This is a genomic window from Ktedonobacter racemifer DSM 44963, assembly GCF_000178855.1.
Classification (GTDB): Bacteria; Chloroflexota; Ktedonobacteria; order Ktedonobacterales; family Ktedonobacteraceae; genus Ktedonobacter; species Ktedonobacter racemifer.
The window spans coordinates 2,127,544-2,145,024 of record NZ_ADVG01000002.1 but is presented as its reverse complement, the minus strand read 5'-3'; the positions used below and the strand labels follow the sequence as shown (position 1 = coordinate 2,145,024).

Genomic DNA, 17,481 nt, shown 5'->3' with positions numbered 1-17,481 from the left:
TTATATCATATCTATGCTCCTGTGTTGCTGCCTAAGCGCTCGCTTGTTTAGCTTGAAAGTAATTGTGCAGGAGGCAGGGTATCTCGCGCCTGCAGCACTCGTCCGGTTAATGATGTGGCATGGCTCAGCCGCCGCAGGCGGCTGAGCCATGCCACATCATTAACTACGAAGAAATGGCTATGCGAGTAGAGTCTGGACTTCTGCGGGAGTCAGGTGACGCCATTTGCCGGGTGTGACACCTCGCAAGGTCAGGGAGCCAAGTCCTACACGCCTGAGTTGCAGAACGGGGTGATCGACGGCCTGGAGCATGCGGCGTACCTGGCGCTTGCGTCCCTCGTGAATGGTCAGCGTCAGCCAGCTACTCTGCTCTGTGCTAGAGAGCTTGCGCGTGCGCGCGGGCGAGCTGGTGTAGTGCTTGCCATCGTCCTCGGTGAAGGTCACGCCGTCGCGTAGCGCCTGGAGCGTTCGTTCCGTGGGGATGCCTTTGACCTGGACCTCGTAATGCTTCTCTTTCTCATAGCGCGGGTGGGTCAGGTGCTGGGCGAAGGCTCCATCATTGGTAAGCAGTAAGAGTCCACTGGTGTCGCGGTCCAGGCGCCCCACCGGATAGAGGCGTAGGCTGCGTAGCTCAGGTGGAAGCAGGTCCAGAACTGTAGCGCGCCCCTCGGGATCGCTGACGGTGCTGACGTAGCCTGCGGGTTTATGGAGCAGCAGGTAGGCATGCGGCGCCTTCGCCTGGATCTCTTTCCCGTCAACCACGATGCGATCCTGACCTGGCAATATGCGTGTGCCTTGCGCGGTAATGATGGTGCCATTGACGCGCACGCGTCCCTGGGCAATCAGCTCCTCGGCGTGGCGGCGTGAGGCCACGCCTGCGTGAGCCAGAAAGCGAGCCAGGCGCTCGCCCTGGGCTTCCTGATTGCTCGCTTGCCCCTGTGCTGATAATTCCTCGGGCATGTCGGAACCAGCTTGTTCTCTCTGCTTCATAGTGCCTTTCGACCCGCGATACACTGCGTACACTCCTTGGTGCGGCAGGTTTGTTGATAAATGTAATGTAGTCCCTGTTGCTGGCAGGCTCCTCCTGGCTCACCGGGTAGCTGAAGCTGCGCGCTCATCATGCGTGTCACCTGGTTGGATGGCAGGTCTGGATAGCTGGCGTAGAGCTGGCGCGCGCATTCATATAGTACAATATCTTGTTCGCGTAGAGCTACGGCTGCCGCGAAGGGCAGGACCACATTTACCATCCTATCCAGTTACTTATTGGCGCTACGTCATTAGTGAACTTACCGCTATTTTACAGGGATGCTAAAGATATAACAAGGGAGGGAGTCTATCTGCTCCCTCCCTTAACTGTCGATTTTCTTACGCTGTAAGATAAAAAGTTACTCGTCGTGGGTTTCTCACAGTACGGAATGTTGTTTGCAAAACAAAGCGATTGATGGGCCTGTATGAGATTCGACCCTCTTTTACAAACCGCTCATAAAACTGCTCTATACTAAGATCTTTGACATCCTCCAAACGCCTACCCCACTGGGCTTCAATGATTTCCACAACTTTGCCAGCTAAAGAAGTATCAAGACTCTCAATCTTTGCGCTTACGTTCTCACCCACGCCGTCTCTCGCTTTCTACAATAAGAATATGATGACCAGTCAACCTTATGATTTTACTACAAACAGATCAATTTGTCAAGGCTAAAGTGGCTTAGAAGGCTGGTTTAAGGTAATGGGGGTACTTGTCTACAGCGGAGGAGGACAGGTGAGAGAGCGTAAATATTCCTATTTTGGATAATAAAATTATATAATAAATACAAATCAATGTATGAAAGGATGCTTACACTATGACAGACGAACAGAAAGACAATACACCATACATAGCACCAAAAAGACGCGATAAATTCACCCTCGATCCCACGAGTACAACGTGGATGTCAGACATAAAAGCCAGAGACCATATGCTGCGGCGAGGCCGTACTCCGGGGGGGTCTAGCACTGAGTCAACAAATCGGTTTAACCTGACAGAGGAAGAAGTGCTAGAAAGAGTCAAGTACATTCTCTGTATGGTGTGCCTAAGAATTGAAGCTGAAGAGGCAGCAGAAGAAGAAGCTAGAGAGAAGGCACAGCAAACAGAAGATGAGCAGCCTCTACAGGACGCCCAAGAAGATGCTTCTGAGCATGTACTCCAAGAAGAGGAGCATAAGAAGCCACGCAAAGCACGAAGGAAAAAGACGACGTAAAGCACGACCAGGGCGGCTACTATGCCGCTCTTTATTTATATGAAACCTTTCCTATGAACAAGAAGTATTGAAGACCAAAGATTAAAAACAATCAGGGCGGCTAAATGCCGCCCTTTCTTTATGCCTTGCTCTCAGTTAGGCAAAGTTTTGCCAGACGGGCCTCATGGCGAGATAGAGAATTGCTGCTCCTACCACAGCTCCAAATATGCTAGTAAGTCCTCCGGAAACTCCAAGAGTCAATATATTCAACACAAATGCAATGGCTGCAGACCCAAGGTATAAATAAAAGCCTAGCTTTTTCCACATCCACAAGAGCGCAATGCTCACAAGTTGTACCACAACCAGGATAGCTAAGAGCATCACTGCCCAGGACGGAACGTTTGGTAATGCCCTTGTAATTGTAGCGGCTCCCAAAGTGTAGGAATAGAGGGAAAAGAGATCTGCCAAGACAATTAGGATAAGCCAGATGGTTAAAAAGACTGGTCTTTTCATGCTTGCATCGCTCCTTAATAAATGAATAGCATCCTCTGCCTACTGATAAGTATATCAGCTTGACTTGATGCATACAAGCGAGCATCGGCAGGAAGTGCGAGTGTAGTAAGCAAGTCATTAGCCCTTAACTAGCCCTACAAACATCCCACATATACACCCTAAATCTATTGATATAGTGTCTTATTAGGTGGTTGTGGTGTATATATTGCTGGCTCTTAGAGGGCGGCTTCCTGGTGTGGCTATAGAAAAAAATAAGGGGCTGTTAGCGCCCCCCCCTGGTGTGTGGTGTGTCTAAAGCGCTTTTCTCTTCTGTTGTCAATTTGCTTAGCCACTCTTGACCAGCGGGGCGTAAAGTGCTTAGTTTGCCCTGTAGCGTATCGGCCCCTTGCGTTGGCTTAAATTGCCGCCTGTTACCATGTGCCGCTTGATTGTGTTGCCCCAGTAAATGCTTGCTCTCCAGAGGCTCTAAGCTGTAGAGCACATATCCCCTATCATCCCTTACCACGTTGCCCATGTGCTATATACCTACCTAGCTATTGGTTGTTATCGTCGTTAAGAGCCTTTAGAAGCTCCTGTAGGCTAGCTGCTTCGTCAGCCTGTAGCTTGTCTACCTCTTCCTGGCTTAAGCCCCCTGGTGTGGGATTGTAGCCAGGGTTAGCGGCTAACCACTCATCTAGGCCCGTTCCTGGTGGCACCTCCTCTACGTACCAGTCGCCACTCTCAGGAAGTTTAATGAAGCCTTCACCCGCCCCGCCTTCAGGCTCTCCAGTCGATTTACGCTCTTCTGCCATGGTGCCTACTGCCTTTCTAAATCTACTCAAATGTGCTTATGCACCCTCGAATAGATTCAATTGCTGCACTTGGCCCTCACAGGAAGTCCCCATGACTTCTACGCCGCTTTGGGTCGCCTGCAGCACATCGCACTCAGGACGAGCCTGAGTGTATGGCCCTCGCCGGGCAAGGAACCTCGTCAAGATGTTGTGAGCACTATTCTCATCTCGGTCCATGACGAGTCCACATTCCGCGCACTGATACGTTCTTTTCCACAGGGGCATGGCGTGTAGATTTCCACAGCCACTACACTGCTTAGACGTGTTGCGCTCATCTACCAACTGAAGCCCTTTCCCATACAACTGGCATTTATATGTGAGCATCTGGACAAAGGCATACAGGCCCCAGTCGTTATAGACTGCCCGATTGAGCGTCCTGTTGCGCTCCTGATGCTCTTTCATGACCATCTGCCGCTGAGAAAGATCGCCCACGACGACAGTTCTCTCAACCAATCGTCGTGCGATGAGATGCGATGCCTTGTGCAGGCTATCGCGCTGTTTGTTGCGCTTCCTCTGCGAAACGCGCTTGTACACCTTGCTCAGATGAAGATAACGACGGGACTTCTTCTTGCACTTGCCGCGTTTCGAGCGAAGCCGATCCAACTGCTTGTTGTACCAACGCGAGCCTTTGAACCCACCGATGTGATAGATCCGGCCCCCTTGCGTGACCCCAGTTGCCAGCGTCTTGATGCCCAGATCGAAAGCCACGGTGTTGCCATCGCGTTTGGCTTGCTCGGGCTCTCGGTAGCTGAAAGAGGCGTAGTAGTTACCTCTGCCATCGCGACTAATAGCCACCTCTCGAAAGCCTTCGGGAGGCAGTTCGGTGAGGTGAGCACGGATGGCAGGAAAGCGTTTGTGCTTGCCCTTGCCTCCTGTGGGCAACATGAGGGTGTTTCCCTCAAGCGTGAGATACATCGCCGGATAACAGAGGGTAAAGAAGCCATGGCGAGGGCGCACACGGGGAAAGCCTGGGGTTTCCCCATTGGCGACGCGACGAAAGAAGGCTCGCATGGCCCCATCCAGGCGATAGTACACTTCCGCAAGCAATTTCCCATAGACCTGATTAAGTTCAGGATCATGGGCACGGCTCTCGGCCAGCGTTTTCTTGCAGGCGTTGAAGCGCCACTTCTCACCGTCTCGCAGTTTCATCACCCACCAATTGTAGAGGCCTCTGCATTTTCCTTGCATGAACTCAAGGGTGGCCATGTCTTGCTCGCTGAGGTCAAGTTTGATTTTTTTGCAGAGGAGCATGAAGACCCCTTCCCTTTCAACACCACACTGAGAGAGAGACGTCGCCTCTTTCGCTAGAAACATCAGATATTCTGGTTTAGAACACTTTTTCTTGTATGGTACGTGTAGCATACCATGCTATCGTCTCTCTGTCAACGCCTCCAAAGGTGGACAACAAGCGCACATTTAAGCAGAGTCGCGCACATTTTCGATTGCTGTTCTTACGCTCCTTTGCTAGTGCTAGATATGCCTAGATGCTTATAGACTGCATCTACCTTCTTCTGTATACGCTTCTGCTCTTTAGGTGTCAACCCGGTTGCTGGTGTGCTGGTAGAGTGAAGCTGTAGCCTCTCCTTTGGGTTGTTTGAAAAGAACAGGTCGAGTAAGCGCTTCTGTTCCCATGCAAATTGGGGCCACTGCTTAGGCGGTAGCTTCGTCAGTGCTACGAAGCCTTCTGCGAAGTTCTCTTTATGGTTGGTAGCTGCATACAAGCTCACCTTATCGCCCCGGCTACTGTGGGTATGTTACGTCGTGCCTGCAACTTCTCCTACCTGTCAATGATCGGCTTAGCAACGGCATCGAAGGCTTGGCATCGAAGGCTTGCGTTACGTTGCCATAGTTGCGCATAAACGCTATGTAGTCTTCTATGTTATCGATGTATACGTAGTGTTGTATGCCTTGCCCTGACTCAAAGAGCACAGCATAGGCTTTATCGCCACTAGACCATACAGTGTCTTTAGGGCCTACATAGGTCTGGCATCCTAATGCAAGGGCAGGATTAATTAGTGGAAATTTTCTTATGGCTCGTAGCACGCCTTTTGGAAAATCCGATAATAACAAGCATAATCCCTAACGCAAAGCCAAGTAGTTCAATGCAAATTGGGTTACTAAGTACTAATATTGCTGGTAAATCTTGTGAGGGGCCACGATGTGCTGGAATATATACCAGATTAAGCCAAAACAAACCATAGATAAAAGCGACTATACTTGCAATAGTAAAAATACTACCCAAAAATATAAATGTGCTTCCTCTGTTCTTAGAAATATTTTCTGGATTGCTCATTTATAACCTCCAGATGCAAACACTTATTAATATCAGAAAAGGTTAACTAGAAAGCTTCTGTGCAAACCAGAAACAAATGATGAGAAACTTTCTCTAAATATAGTACACCCTTTATTTTTCTAGTCGTGATACCGTTCTGTACATACTGTTCTGTCGCCTTTGCGATAGTGCTAGAGCACATGTTGTCACGTGAGTATGCTAGCCCCCGCTATACGTCCAGTAGCGTTCTAAAGTCTCTTTTTTCCTGGTCACTGTACTTCCTCCCTCTGTTCCTTCGATACTCCGTAGCACCATTATACTACGCTACAAGCTGATAGAGTGCATTTTTGATGGGAGGGCGTATGTGTATACGGAGTAGCTTTATAAGCCGTTGGAAGTCGTTTTTTAACGCCATGATGTGAGAGGTGGACAAAAGTAGGTAACACTATGTTACAATGGTAAAACATTGTAGTAACATATGTTAATAAACGGGGTGAACATGATAATGATAGCAGAGAAGGCGACAGAAGCCAGGGCCATGGGCTTAGAGGGAGATCGCTACTATTCCCTCGCACAAGTAGCGGCGTTCATGGGTACGACACGTCAGACGATACACCGACATGTGGGAACTGGTGTGATACCAGCTATGAGGGCTGGTAGGGCGTTTATAGTCAAGGGAAGCGACCTACAGGAGCTTATAGCGCAAAGAGCCTAGGCTGTGGCGTGGATAAAGAAAATAGCCCTCTCCTATTGGCGTAGGTGATGGGCTGTAGGGTTGGGAGGATGCTAAATTGATAAATACAATTATAAGCGATTTAGGGGTAGAACACAAGAGGAGTGACAACAACCATAGAGTAAAGCGGATAACGATAGGGGATAGCCGATATAAAGAGATCATACAGACGTATCCTCCTCTAAGGGATAACCCAACATATAGACGTTTATTCCGTTACATCGTGCTAGAGTACCATCCTGATAGAAAGGCTATCCCTGTGCCACACAAGCTACTAGCTGATATTGCAAAGATACACCCTCGTAAGCTGAAGGGAGAGCGGCTACTAGAAGACTTTAAGCGCGATGTGTTGCCAGGGATGACGTATTCTGGTTACTCTCCAGACAACCATAAATGCCGTGCCATTCTAGAGACAGGCATAGACGACTTCTTACAGCGTCGTTTAGATCAAGATAACGAAGTAAAGAGGCGCGATATGGAGAGCGGAAAAGTCTATAACCGTAGTCGCCAGAAAGAAGTACACGCTATTAAGCTAGAGGCAGCAAACAAGCTGATAGAAGCCTCCCTCTGCGAGAATGAGAAGATGAGGGAAGTACACCGCGCAATGCTAGACGACCTTAATAACCTGCCTCTCCCTCTGTTTCAAGGGTTGGCAGATAGGTATTACAACGAAGCATGGGGTATCGCCTCTCACCTACCCTATGAGGATGTAGACGACAGGCGAAAGCTACAGCTAGAGCTACTAGCCATACGCGATATGCCCAAGCCCTTCTATCATCCTGTAGGCCAACAGGCAAGGCTGTACAGCAGTGGAGGGTTGCCTACTATCAAGAAAGAAGTACGCAGGGCCTTCTTGCCCAAAGAAGAGGGGCATCTAGAGCTAGATATAGCCTGTTGTAATCTCAGCATAGCGGCTGGTCTATGGAATATTGAAAGTATCCATTTTGTACAAGCAACCATCACAAAGTATCATCATCTCTTGCATATCTCAAGCAGATAGAGTAAACTTGGATGTATGAAGTTATCGAGTTATGCCAAGAAGATTGGGATCAGTTATAACAGCGCCTGGCGTATGTGGAAACGCGGCCAGATTCCCGGCTATCAATTGCCCACCGGCACCGTGATCATTGATCCGCCAGAGCTTCGCTCGGTTCCGGTCCACGCCGTCGCTGTGTATGCTCGTGTTTCAAGCAGCGAAAACAAAGACAACCTGGAAAGGCAAGCCGAGCGGCTGGTGACCTGGTGCAATGCCCAAGGCTGGTCGGTCAGCAAAGTCGTCAAAGAGTGCGGCAGTGGCATCAACGATCAGCGGCCCAAGTTTCTGGCGCTGCTGGCAGATCCCAAAATCGGGCAGATCGTGGTTGAACACAAAGATCGCGCTTCTCGCTTTGGCGTGGCCTATATTCAGACCTTGTTGGCTATGCAAGGACGGAAACTGGTCATCGTCAACACCGCTGATACCGCCGAAGATGATCTCATGGGCGATTTTATCAGCATCATTCCCTCGTTTTGCGCTCGTCTTTATGGTCGCAGACAAGCCAAACGCAAGACGGAACAAGTGCTAGCGGCTTTGCAGCAGAATGGACCCGCCCGTGAGCAAGAAGCCCCAAAAAGCCTCGCTTGATGAGAAAAAAAAGCGCAAGCGCAAAAAGAAGACGAAGCAGACCATCACTCGAGCGGTGACCCATATCCGTCTCATTGAGGCCAATCCTGGCAAACTTGAGGCGCTCGATCAGCTTGTGGCGGTTTACTTGCCGCTGTGCCAACAGTACACCACCCTGTTTTGCGAGGCCGAGACAAGCCCGGACAAGTACCAAGAAACCGTCTTCAAAACCGATCTTTCCGACCGCTTGCATCGAGTGGCAATACAGCAAGCCGCAGGCATTGCCAAAAGCGTTCGCACCAATCGAGCGAACGCCTATCAGGCATACCTGGAAGATGTGGCTGATTACGCTCAGGCCAAGGCTCAGGCGGAAGGCCGGATGTCCGCCTTCAAACGCCGCGAACCGACCTGGACCGAATGGGATCTCCCTGTGCTGCGTGTGCCAGTCATCCAAGCCAATGTCAACGTGGTGGTGCTCGAGAAGTCGGAGGACTCCACGTTCGACTACTGGCTGCGCGTGTCCACCTTAGATGTCGGGAATCCGCTTCGAGTCCCAGTCAAACTCGCCTCCTATCACAAACGAGCACTCGAAGGCCGCACGCTCAATGCATCCACAACACTTCACAAGCGCAATGGAGTCTGGTGGCTGACGCTCTCCTTTGACGAGGACGTTCCTCTTCAAACCAAGCCTGACGCCCCTACAGTAGGCGTCGATGTGGGCATTGCCCATTTCCTCACGACCTCCACCAATAAAGCGTATGGCAGTTTTCATGGCAAGATGGCCCGACAGCACAAGCACGATCGGGAAAAGCGTCGCCGCAAGGCGAAACTGCGAGCCTGCCTGGAAAAGAAAGGCGTCCCAAAGGGCAAGCTTCCTTCGACAAGTTCTGAAACGTCGCAACGCTTGAGCCGTCACGTCAAGCAAGAGATCAACCGGGCGGTCAATGCGTTGGTCAAAGATCATCGAGATGCCAGACTCATTTATGAGGACCTCAATGTGGCCTCGATGCGCTTCAAAGCAAGGGTGATGAACAGTTATCTGTATGCTTCTCACCTGGGGCATATCCCAGAGCAGCTGGCCTGGGCCGCCGCCAAACAGGGCATGGCAGCCCACACGGTCCGAGCCGCCTATTCCTCTCAGGAATGCCCCCGCTGCCATTATGTCGATCGCGCTAATCGGCCGAACCAGAAAACCTTCAAGTGCCTGGTCTGTGGTTACGCAGACCAGGCCGACCGCAAAGCCGCACAGACGCTCGCGGGACGCTGGGGGGATCGGAAACTGGCGGCATGTCGCTCGACCTCGGAGGTCAAGGCGCTCCTCATGACGCGGCATGAAGCGTGGAAACAGCAGAATCAGCAGAGGATCCAGGATGCCGGGCCTCCCGTCCAGTTGAGCTTCTGGGATCCCCCAGAGATGTTCCTGGAATCATCTCACGAGTGAGCATCTCTCAGTAGAGAGAGGTGCATAGGATGCTCGTAGTGCATCCTCCCGCCTAGTCCGCTGTTTGGTAAACAGGCGTAGGTTAAAGTGAGAAGGATAATCAATGTAATAGATGGTTATGCTTTGATCAACTATTCAAGAAGTACAACAGTCAGGGGGGTCTGTCTGGTCAGAGTTGCTAGCGTATATGGAGGTATCAGACGAGCTAAGAGCCATAACCAAGCCGATACTAAAGCAGGGCGTCTGCTCTTAGATATATGGAATGAAAGCCAGCAATGTGGAGGGGCAAGTAACCCTAGAGCTTGGTGGTAAGACGCTTAAAGGCAAGGGCGAAAATAGGCACGCTGTAAAGGTAAATCGTCCTGTTATTCCCAAAGTAAAGCGCTTTGATGACAACCCTCTTATTGCCGATTTACTACAGGCTATCAAGCTGACAAAAGAGGAGATCATAGAAGACGGGGGCTATAATGGCGCGTATGGCTTCATAGAGTATGATGGTGAGGAGGATATTGATAGTTATCTATGCAGAGTCATAGGGTCTTACGAACTGGCTATCATTGCATCTTGCTTTGAACTAGCCAGGGAAAGAGGAGACTTTCAGGTAGTGCTCTATCAATACGACGGGGTAACTATCAAGCTGGCAAAGAACGATAGACCTGATAGAGTAGCGTCTGTATTATCAGCCATTCAGCAGAGAGCTAGCCAGACAGCCCAAAGCTTTGGCATATACACAACGCTAGAAGCCTGTTAGTCGCGCCTCTTGCATGGCGCAATAGCGCCTTCAGGTAGCGCGGATATAAGGGGGTTAGTAGCGCTATAGTAGGGAGATCAGAGAGCGAGAGAGGAACACAGCACAGCGTCTAGAGGTCTGGCGTCTAGCGTCTCTAGTCTCTCCCCTCTCCCTCTATGTATGTCCACCCCCTAAATTGGGATAAATCCAGACGTAGAGCCACTTTAGACGATTTTGATTTTTTCAGATTTTTCCCAAAGCCTGTAGAGGCAAGCATCGATGTAATGTAAACAGCCTAGGAAGGTGCGGCAACACCCCCTAAGCCTTTGCCAGCTGGCTTGGCCTGACGAGTGCGTAGAACACGCACGATCCGGAAGCGGCTCACCTGGGAGCGCCTTCGCTGGGCCTTTCCTGCAAGAAATTGCTGAGACTGGTACAATGCAGCTACGTGACAAGGCCGTTCATGACCCATTCAGGAGACAGTACATGGTTGAAAAGCATCCCTTTGATATCGGCGCCTACGAAAAGCGAGTGAAAGAAGGCCCCTGTTTTCTCTGTGAACTGGTGGCTGGCACCAATCCTCATCATGTGATCTATGAGGATCAGAGCGCCATTGTGTTTTTGAACAAATACCCCTCGCTCTATGGCTACACGCTGGTCGCTCCACGAGAGCACCGCGAACAAGCCACTGGGGACTTCACTCTGGAGGAGTACCTCCAGCTTCAGCAGCTCATTTATCAGGTCGCTGAAGCAATCAGACGGGTGGTGCCGACGGAACGGCTCTACATTCAGACACTTGGCAGTCAACAAGGCAATCGCCATGTGCATTGGCACGTTGCTCCCTTGCCTCCAGGTGTTCCCTATGAACTTCAGCAAGCCGCTGCTCTTGACTCCTCAAAAGGGGTGCTCGCCATTCCAGATGAGGAAATGGCCTCACTGGCTCGCTCCATTCGCCAGGCTATGGAGCGACTCAATCCTTCCCTAATGCCCCCTCCCTCGAACTGATTCCTCCAGTTCACAGCACGTCCTGGGGTTTCCCGTCCAATTTAGCTCATCGCGCATCTCGTGGGCTATGGGTGGTTACGTGGTCGTGTGGGAAGTGAGGAGAGGGAGAGCGTTTACATAGAGTCTTTGTTACCCCTTACCAAACACCCTTCGCCTTCCTGATGAGGGGTGTATTTTGTGTGTTACTAGGAAAGATGATGTATCATTAAGCATCATAGATCATGCTATTTCTTTTGATTTCCCTAATCCTAGCTGTTACTCCTTATTCCTTCCTACGTTCTATTATTGCCATATTATTGATGGGTTTATATTCATATTGTAGAAAGAGAAAACCTATGTATCGACAGCCGGGGGGATACTATACGCCACCACCACCTCCCCCTCCAAAATCTTCTTTTATTAATCGTATGTCTAGCTGGTATAAAAGGCAGAGGAGAGGCTCGAAGATCGGTATTGGTTGCCTTGCCCTTGTCATGGTATTTCTGCTATGTACCTGTTCCTTAGCAGCAATTGGAGGAAACCAAGCCTCTCCTTCTACTAATCAAGTTGCTGCTGCTTCAACTCCTCAGAGCCAAGCGACAGCCAAGCCAACACAAGCTAAACCAACACAAGCTAAGCCAACCCCAACACCTACGCCTAGCCCTACGCCATCACCAACACCACAGCCACCAACACCTACTCCACAGCCGCCACCACCAACACCTACTCCACAACCAGCAGCGCCCGCAACGGGGGTGAATGGGAACCCCTGGGGGTATAACTTTAACCCAGGGAATGTGATCTACTCACCGCCTGGGGCGTTCTGCAGTTACTTTAGCTGCATTAGTAGCTTCTGGTCAGGAGGCGGCTATGTTATGGAATGCAATGACGGAATGTATGGTAAGTCAGGGGGTATTAGCGGAAGCTGCTCCCATCATGGGGGTAATATGAGGCCCTTGTATTCCCACTAGCCTCTTGAAACATTTAGAAATCAGGCTCCTAGACGTTTCCTCTAGGAGCCTTTTATGTGTGTGTAATGAGAACGTTTATCAGGGAGTCTGCCCACGGGAGAACCTGCGCATCTAAAATGAGACTGGGGAGACAGGTTCCTGCTCACCGTTCTCATTCTAGGGGTAGCACTACGTAAGCTTTTTACCCCTTGTACGTTCAAGGATAATCACTCAAGATCCAAGGTCGTCTGGTGATATGCACTGGTAGTTTGTAGCACAAAAGATACCCATATCCTGACAGGGTTTCAGACAACTCGACGTTTTTGCACATCTTAGAATGCGAGGCACCATTTCATAAACCTGTACCGAGACATGCAACCGACGCTGATCAGGGAAATATGGCACCAGTGGCACTGATCCGTTCACAGAGCGTTTCTAGATTTTTGTTGTACGCACCGTAATGTGATGCTCGTGCAATTCGACTGCAAAACGCTCTTGGATCATTGCGATCAGCTCATCGATGGAAATTGGCAAAATCCCTGTAGGAATATGCAGAGGAGTGAGGAAATTTGAGCGACGATGAAAATAAATATTGATTTGAACGGTAAGACGTGATAAGAAGGTCCTCGAATTTTGAGCGACAATGCGGGCGATAATAGCCTCAGAGTCCTGTGGGAAGATCCCTAAAGAGATGATGGACTGTCCAAATATGACCGTGTTATAAGGACCAAGAGAAGAAATTTCGTCCCATGCAACCATGGTAGGAACCTGTGTTCCGCCGAAAAGCTGAGTAAAGCAAAACCCTTCACGATCGATGCGTATAAAGTGTCGTTCGTTTTGCCAAAGCATCATCGAGCAAAGCAGACAGAGGATGGCGAAACCGATGAGCAAAATGGGCAGAAGTATTTCAGGGATGTGCCCCCAGTCAGCAATGAGCCAAACAATGCCGATACTGAGCATGGCACTACCGCCAATACCCAGATAAGAGATCATCTCTCTACTGGAGAGAGGACTATTTTGAGGACTATTTTTAAAAGGGAGAAGAATCTCCGTGTCGGTCACTTGCAAAAGAGCGTTCCTTTCCTGCGGATTTCCACCTGGTTGATGCGTGGAAATTGGGCAAAGCCATAAGCTGGAAATCTTTATCTCATCCACAATGTAGCAGAGGAAGGCGTCGCTGTCTAGATGTGCAAATGTGCTGAGTGGTCAGAACCCCTGTTTAAATAGCGTGAAGTCTTTCTTCTCCTTTGCCCACACGACGGGCTATATCTCTCTGAACGTAGGGGCGGCTCTCAAGCTCCCAAAGCTAAAGAATACCCTTGCACAACGCATCATGTCGGAAGAAGACACAGTTATGCTGATCGGGAGCCAGAAAGACAACCCTCGTAACCATGCCTTGCTACGCTTGCTCTATCATTGTGGCTTACGTGTCAGTGAGGTCGCGTCTCTTACCTGGGATGATATCACCCCACGCTCTGAAGGTGAGGCACAAATAACGGTCTTTGGTAAGGGTGGCAAAACACGGCAGGTACTTATATCAGCATCGATGTATAGCGAGCTTCTAGCCCTGAGAGGAGAGGCAGAAGGAAACAGCCCCCTATTCCGCTCTCGCAAAGGTGGTAAGGCTCTCGATACACGACAGGTAGAGCGCGTCGTAGCGGAAGCAGCTAAGAAGGCTGGTGTGAAGGGGAATGTTTCACCACACTGGCTTAGACATGCCCATGCTTCCCACAGCCTCGACAGAGGAGCACCTATAAACCTCGTGAGAGAGACGCTAGGACATGAGAACTTAGCCACGACAGGCAAGTATGTACACGCAAAGCCTAACCAGAGTAGTAGTAAGTTCCTTCCTCTGTAGAGGATTCTGAGATATGCAGAAGCAAGCAACATAACCAACCAGGGCGTAAAATTTTCTTAACCTAGTCTTGATGCTCATGTGCCTTCTGCAATGAAGTCTTAATGAGGTACAATGTTTAGAAGCACATCAATACACAGGAGAGCCTTTTTAGTGAATCAAAGAGCTACGCTTATTGTTTCAATCTCAGCAACGTCGATATTGTTACTACTCAAAGTCATTTTCAACTTTCCTGTCCACCAGTTGACTATTTATTGCACATTTGGCGTTATTAATGTAGGGAATTTGGCTTTGCTCCGATATAGAAACAAATAGCAGAATGTGTGGTATACACGTTTCCCTCTGGCATGGTACATTGCAATGCTAGGTATTCTGCTTTTTCGTTTGACTATTGATACAGCATTTGCCCTTATGCACAAAGATGCGGAGCCTATTTTAGATATTGCAACCTGGTTATAGCGTCTATCGCTCTCGTGGTGATGTGCGTACCAATCGCTGGCGCGCACATGAAACTCAACATCGCCACAGAGGCGCGGAGCCTGGAGGACCTGGCGCAGGCCAGCTGGGGCTAGTGGCGAGGACGATGCCAGGGGACGTAGGACCGCGTCGCGTATATCCGGCCCTTTAGAGCCTCCGGGGCGCCCGGCGAAGAGGAGTTGATAGGTCTCGCCCGTATCCAGAGGCAGAAGCGTATCTAGAGGCAGGCGCCACCAGCGACGCGCAACCTCTATCTCATCCGGTAGGTGCCTGTATGACTGCTCGGCAAGGAGAAGCATCGCTTACCGCTCTCTGCGCTTTTTCGTGGCGCTTACCGCTTTGAACTGTGCGATAGCGGCGCGGATGGCCTGTTCTGTTGCTTCAGCGATGGCACGAGCGCTCACCGCTCGTGCTTTCCCCGTAGATTGATGCTTAGGTGTTGTCATCGAAGAACCGCCTCCCACCTTCAAACTAACTTCGTCTACATTTCTGATCAATTGATGTTTACCTGAAACTGAGTTTGGACTGGATCATGTCCGGCCCGTGTGACCTTGACGTCAACCGTCCAGACGCCACTCATGCTAAAGGTCTGTTGCTTGTCAAAGACAGCGACATAGGTTGCGCTGTCGTTGCCTTTGACGACTGTCTGTGTTGTTCCCATATCCATGGCCACCATGTTGAGGGTGAGTGTTACCTGGGCATCGGTGACGGGTTGCCCCGCTGCATCTTTGATGGTCAGGATCGCGGTATTACTCTCGTTGAGCCTGGCTGGCGTCACCAGTAGCGAGAGCGAGAGATTGCCCACCTGGCGTGTCTGCGTAGTTGGCGCATTGGCTGCTTGTGAGGTGCTGGTGTTATAGTTTACCTCGGGATAGACAATAGGGGGTGCGTAAAAGGCCAGGAGCGCCAGGCAGAGCAGCACACCAGCGCCTATGATCGACTGCGCGCTGACCACCTGTTTGAGCGTGCGCCCGGTGTTAAGCAAGACGGACTGGCGAGCGCGACGTGTGGGTAGGTCTGAGGTAACGACCGGCAGGAAGAGCGCCTGGCGCATCAACTTAGGCCGTAACACCGCCATGCCGACCCAGCTTAAGATCAACATCAGCACGAGGAGCACAAACAGGACCAGCAACGTGCGCCCATAGGGGTCTTGCAAGAACGCCTCTCGGTTCGGAATGCTGGCTTCACAGAGGTAGAAACCGCTTGCCAGGAGCGCCGCGATACTACCAAGCTGGAAGGGCGTGAAGCGTCGCTGGATGACCACCAGGGCATCGGCGTAGTGATCGCGCTCGACTGCTGAGAGGAGCGGAAACAGGATAAAGCCCAGGTAGGTGAGCCCACCCAACCAGATGCCAAGGCTGACCAGGCTGATCCAATCGAAGAGGACCGCGCTGGCATGTGGTTGCAAGACCTGCGCGGCCTCGCTTGAGAGCGAACGTGTGAGCAGGATCAAGCCGCCCAGGGCGAGCCATATTGGCGCATAGCCATGTTGTGAAGAGGCGAGCCTGTTTGCCCTGCTCTCTTGATCGCGTGTGACCTCGCGCGTATCGTGTGTCAGGCTACGCGTCGTCCCTGGATTGGATGAACGCTTCCCTGGATTCGAGGCCTTCTTGCCTGGATTTGAGTCGGTAGGTTGCTTCAGTGAACTGGTAATGCTTGCGCCCGTCGTGTTCAGAGTGCGCGTCGAGCTAGTAACGATGCCGAGCTGCCCTGTGACTGGGCTGAGGGAGCCTGTGATTGAACCCAGAACGCCGGTGCGCGTGACCAGGCGCGGGGTGGGAGTGGCTGGATAGTTCTTCAGGCTTGTGCGCCGCGTCCAATAGAGGAGACCCATCGCGACGAGGATCAGCGCCAGGCGGATGATGAGTAGAATGCCATACGTGGTTTGCAGGAGCATCGCGAGCACAGAACTGACAGAGAAACTGCTATCAAGCGCCTGTGACATCTGAGCCACGCGCAGGATAAAGGTCACACTTTCGCCAATCAGCAGCGCGCATAAACAGAACCATTGTAGCGAGGTGGTGCGCTTGCGTGCTCTTTCGAGCAACGATTGGATACGTGATTGCCTGGCAAGAATCCAGTTCTCTGTGATGAGCAAGCCTATCCAGAAGGTGAGCGCAATGAGAACGAGCCAGTCCCAGCCCACGCTCAGGATGCTCAGAGTCGTGAACTGGCGAGAGCCACCTGTGCCATAGAGATTATTGCTTGTTGTTGGGCCAAGTACCTTCTGCCCCGAGATACCCAGGCTGGAGACCGCGACATCAAAGCCTATAATACCGTTGGTTGTTTGTCCATCATTCGCCGCGACCGCGACCCACTTGATTTCATAGCTACCTTCGGGCAGAGAATCGGGGGACTGGAGGGGAATGTTGAGTTGGCGTGGATTAGCATGAGAGACGCTGGCCTGTCCATCGGTGACATCGACAAGCGTTCCCTTCTGTAGTGAGTAAATATGAGCACTACTGAGCGTACTAATAGGGGCATTGAAAGTGATATGTGCGACGCTGGGGACTTTGGCGATCGTCGAGCCGTCAACCGGGTCAGAGCCAATGACGAAGGCGTGCGCCTGCGCGACTGGTGGGGGCGTGCAGAGTAGCCAGCCCGTATGCATCACCAGAGCCAGGATACATGAGAGTAAAATAACAAGCAGTCTGCGCTTTTGCATGATGACCTTGAAGCCTTACTTTTCTCTACCTACTTCTGATCCGAAAACCCTGAGCGCGAAGCGCTAGGCACGCCAGTGACGTTGGGTTTCGGAATAAGATCTTAAAAAACCAGCCAGTACATGCAGCTATCAGCTATAAGCATGTCTATATTGTAGAACAAATATATCTCAGTTTTACACGGACGGGAAGTTTAGATAGATGTATGTATGTGGAT

General features: G+C 50.9%; 18 protein-coding genes. 8 read left to right on the top strand and 10 right to left on the bottom strand.

The window, feature by feature from the left end:
• Window positions 1–177: 177 nt before the first annotated feature.
• The gene (locus tag KRAC_RS25510) at window positions 178–987 is read right to left on the bottom strand and encodes a pseudouridine synthase (RefSeq protein WP_244422242.1); all 810 of its coding nucleotides are present in this window, start codon (window positions 985–987) and stop codon (window positions 178–180) included.
• The gene (locus KRAC_RS25505; RefSeq protein WP_040444148.1) at window positions 984–1,244 is read right to left on the bottom strand and encodes a hypothetical protein; all 261 of its coding nucleotides are present in this window, start codon (window positions 1,242–1,244) and stop codon (window positions 984–986) included. Before KRAC_RS25505 ends, KRAC_RS25510 begins: the two co-directional genes overlap by 4 nt.
• 594 nt (window positions 1,245–1,838) lie before the next feature.
• Here KRAC_RS25505 and KRAC_RS25500 point away from each other — a divergent pair.
• Entirely contained in the window at window positions 1,839–2,234 is a 396-nt protein-coding gene (locus KRAC_RS25500) for a hypothetical protein (RefSeq protein ID WP_007912150.1), read from the top strand.
• Window positions 2,235–2,369: 135 nt separating this feature from the next.
• On the opposite strand, the gene KRAC_RS25495 is transcribed toward KRAC_RS25500, so the two are convergent.
• The 4 genes from KRAC_RS25495 to KRAC_RS71635 form a co-directional block, all read right to left on the bottom strand.
• Entirely contained in the window at window positions 2,370–2,726 is a 357-nt protein-coding gene (locus KRAC_RS25495; RefSeq protein WP_007912148.1) for a hypothetical protein, read from the bottom strand.
• Window positions 2,727–3,259: 533 nt separating this feature from the next.
• A complete protein-coding gene (locus tag KRAC_RS25490; protein ID WP_007912144.1) occupies window positions 3,260–3,517 on the bottom strand; it encodes a hypothetical protein in 258 nt (85 codons plus the stop codon).
• 36 nt (window positions 3,518–3,553) lie between these two features.
• Window positions 3,554–4,807 (bottom strand): RNA-guided endonuclease InsQ/TnpB family protein, encoded by a 1,254-nt coding sequence (locus KRAC_RS62470; RefSeq protein ID WP_052568580.1) that lies wholly within the window; start codon window positions 4,805–4,807, stop codon window positions 3,554–3,556.
• Window positions 4,808–5,564: 757 nt separating this feature from the next.
• Window positions 5,565–5,849 (bottom strand): hypothetical protein, encoded by a 285-nt coding sequence (locus tag KRAC_RS71635; RefSeq protein WP_007912142.1) that lies wholly within the window; start codon window positions 5,847–5,849, stop codon window positions 5,565–5,567.
• 457 nt (window positions 5,850–6,306) lie between these two features.
• Here KRAC_RS71635 and KRAC_RS79690 point away from each other — a divergent pair, with 457 nt between their 5' ends.
• The 6 genes from KRAC_RS79690 (at window position 6,307) to KRAC_RS25450 (ending at window position 11,340) form a co-directional block, all read left to right on the top strand.
• A complete protein-coding gene (locus KRAC_RS79690) occupies window positions 6,307–6,543 on the top strand; it encodes a helix-turn-helix domain-containing protein (protein ID WP_040444144.1) in 237 nt (78 codons plus the stop codon).
• A 76-nt stretch (window positions 6,544–6,619) separates the two neighbouring features.
• Window positions 6,620–7,561: a hypothetical protein gene (locus KRAC_RS71630; RefSeq protein WP_007912140.1), complete on the top strand. Its 942-nt coding sequence runs from the start codon at window positions 6,620–6,622 to the stop codon at window positions 7,559–7,561.
• Window positions 7,562–7,576: 15 nt separating this feature from the next.
• The gene (locus KRAC_RS25465; RefSeq protein WP_007904553.1) at window positions 7,577–8,185 is read left to right on the top strand and encodes an IS607 family transposase; all 609 of its coding nucleotides are present in this window, start codon (window positions 7,577–7,579) and stop codon (window positions 8,183–8,185) included.
• Window positions 8,154–9,605, top strand: coding sequence for an RNA-guided endonuclease TnpB family protein (locus KRAC_RS25460; protein ID WP_040441717.1), 1,452 nt, complete (start codon window positions 8,154–8,156; stop codon window positions 9,603–9,605). Before KRAC_RS25465 ends, KRAC_RS25460 begins: the two co-directional genes overlap by 32 nt.
• A 262-nt stretch (window positions 9,606–9,867) precedes the next feature.
• Window positions 9,868–10,356 (top strand): hypothetical protein, encoded by a 489-nt coding sequence (locus KRAC_RS25455; protein WP_007912138.1) that lies wholly within the window; start codon window positions 9,868–9,870, stop codon window positions 10,354–10,356.
• Window positions 10,357–10,821: 465 nt separating this feature from the next.
• Window positions 10,822–11,340, top strand: a complete 519-nt coding sequence (locus KRAC_RS25450; protein WP_007912136.1) for an HIT family protein — start codon at window positions 10,822–10,824, stop codon at window positions 11,338–11,340.
• Between the two features lie 1,364 nt (window positions 11,341–12,704).
• On the opposite strand, the gene KRAC_RS25445 is transcribed toward KRAC_RS25450, so the two are convergent.
• Entirely contained in the window at window positions 12,705–13,337 is a 633-nt protein-coding gene (locus KRAC_RS25445; RefSeq protein ID WP_007912131.1) for a hypothetical protein, read from the bottom strand.
• A 265-nt stretch (window positions 13,338–13,602) separates the two neighbouring features.
• Here KRAC_RS25445 and KRAC_RS25440 point away from each other — a divergent pair, with 265 nt between their 5' ends.
• Window positions 13,603–14,127 carry a tyrosine-type recombinase/integrase gene (locus KRAC_RS25440; protein ID WP_274532136.1) on the top strand — a complete coding sequence of 175 codons (525 nt, stop codon included), beginning with the start codon at window positions 13,603–13,605 and terminating at the stop codon, window positions 14,125–14,127.
• 248 nt (window positions 14,128–14,375) lie between these two features.
• Here KRAC_RS25440 and KRAC_RS79685 read toward each other — a convergent pair whose 3' ends face one another.
• From KRAC_RS79685 to KRAC_RS25435, 3 genes are read right to left on the bottom strand one after another with little or no spacing between them, the layout of a single operon-like run.
• Window positions 14,376–14,900, bottom strand: coding sequence for a DUF2851 family protein (locus KRAC_RS79685; RefSeq protein WP_007912130.1), 525 nt, complete (start codon window positions 14,898–14,900; stop codon window positions 14,376–14,378).
• A gap of 3 nt (window positions 14,901–14,903) precedes the next feature.
• Window positions 14,904–15,047, bottom strand: coding sequence for a hypothetical protein (locus KRAC_RS71625; RefSeq protein WP_007912126.1), 144 nt, complete (start codon window positions 15,045–15,047; stop codon window positions 14,904–14,906).
• Between the two features lie 47 nt (window positions 15,048–15,094).
• On the bottom strand, window positions 15,095–17,266 hold the full coding sequence (locus KRAC_RS25435) for a copper resistance CopC/CopD family protein (RefSeq protein ID WP_007912125.1): 2,172 nt from the start codon (window positions 17,264–17,266) through the stop codon (window positions 15,095–15,097).
• Window positions 17,267–17,481: the final 215 nt, after the last annotated feature.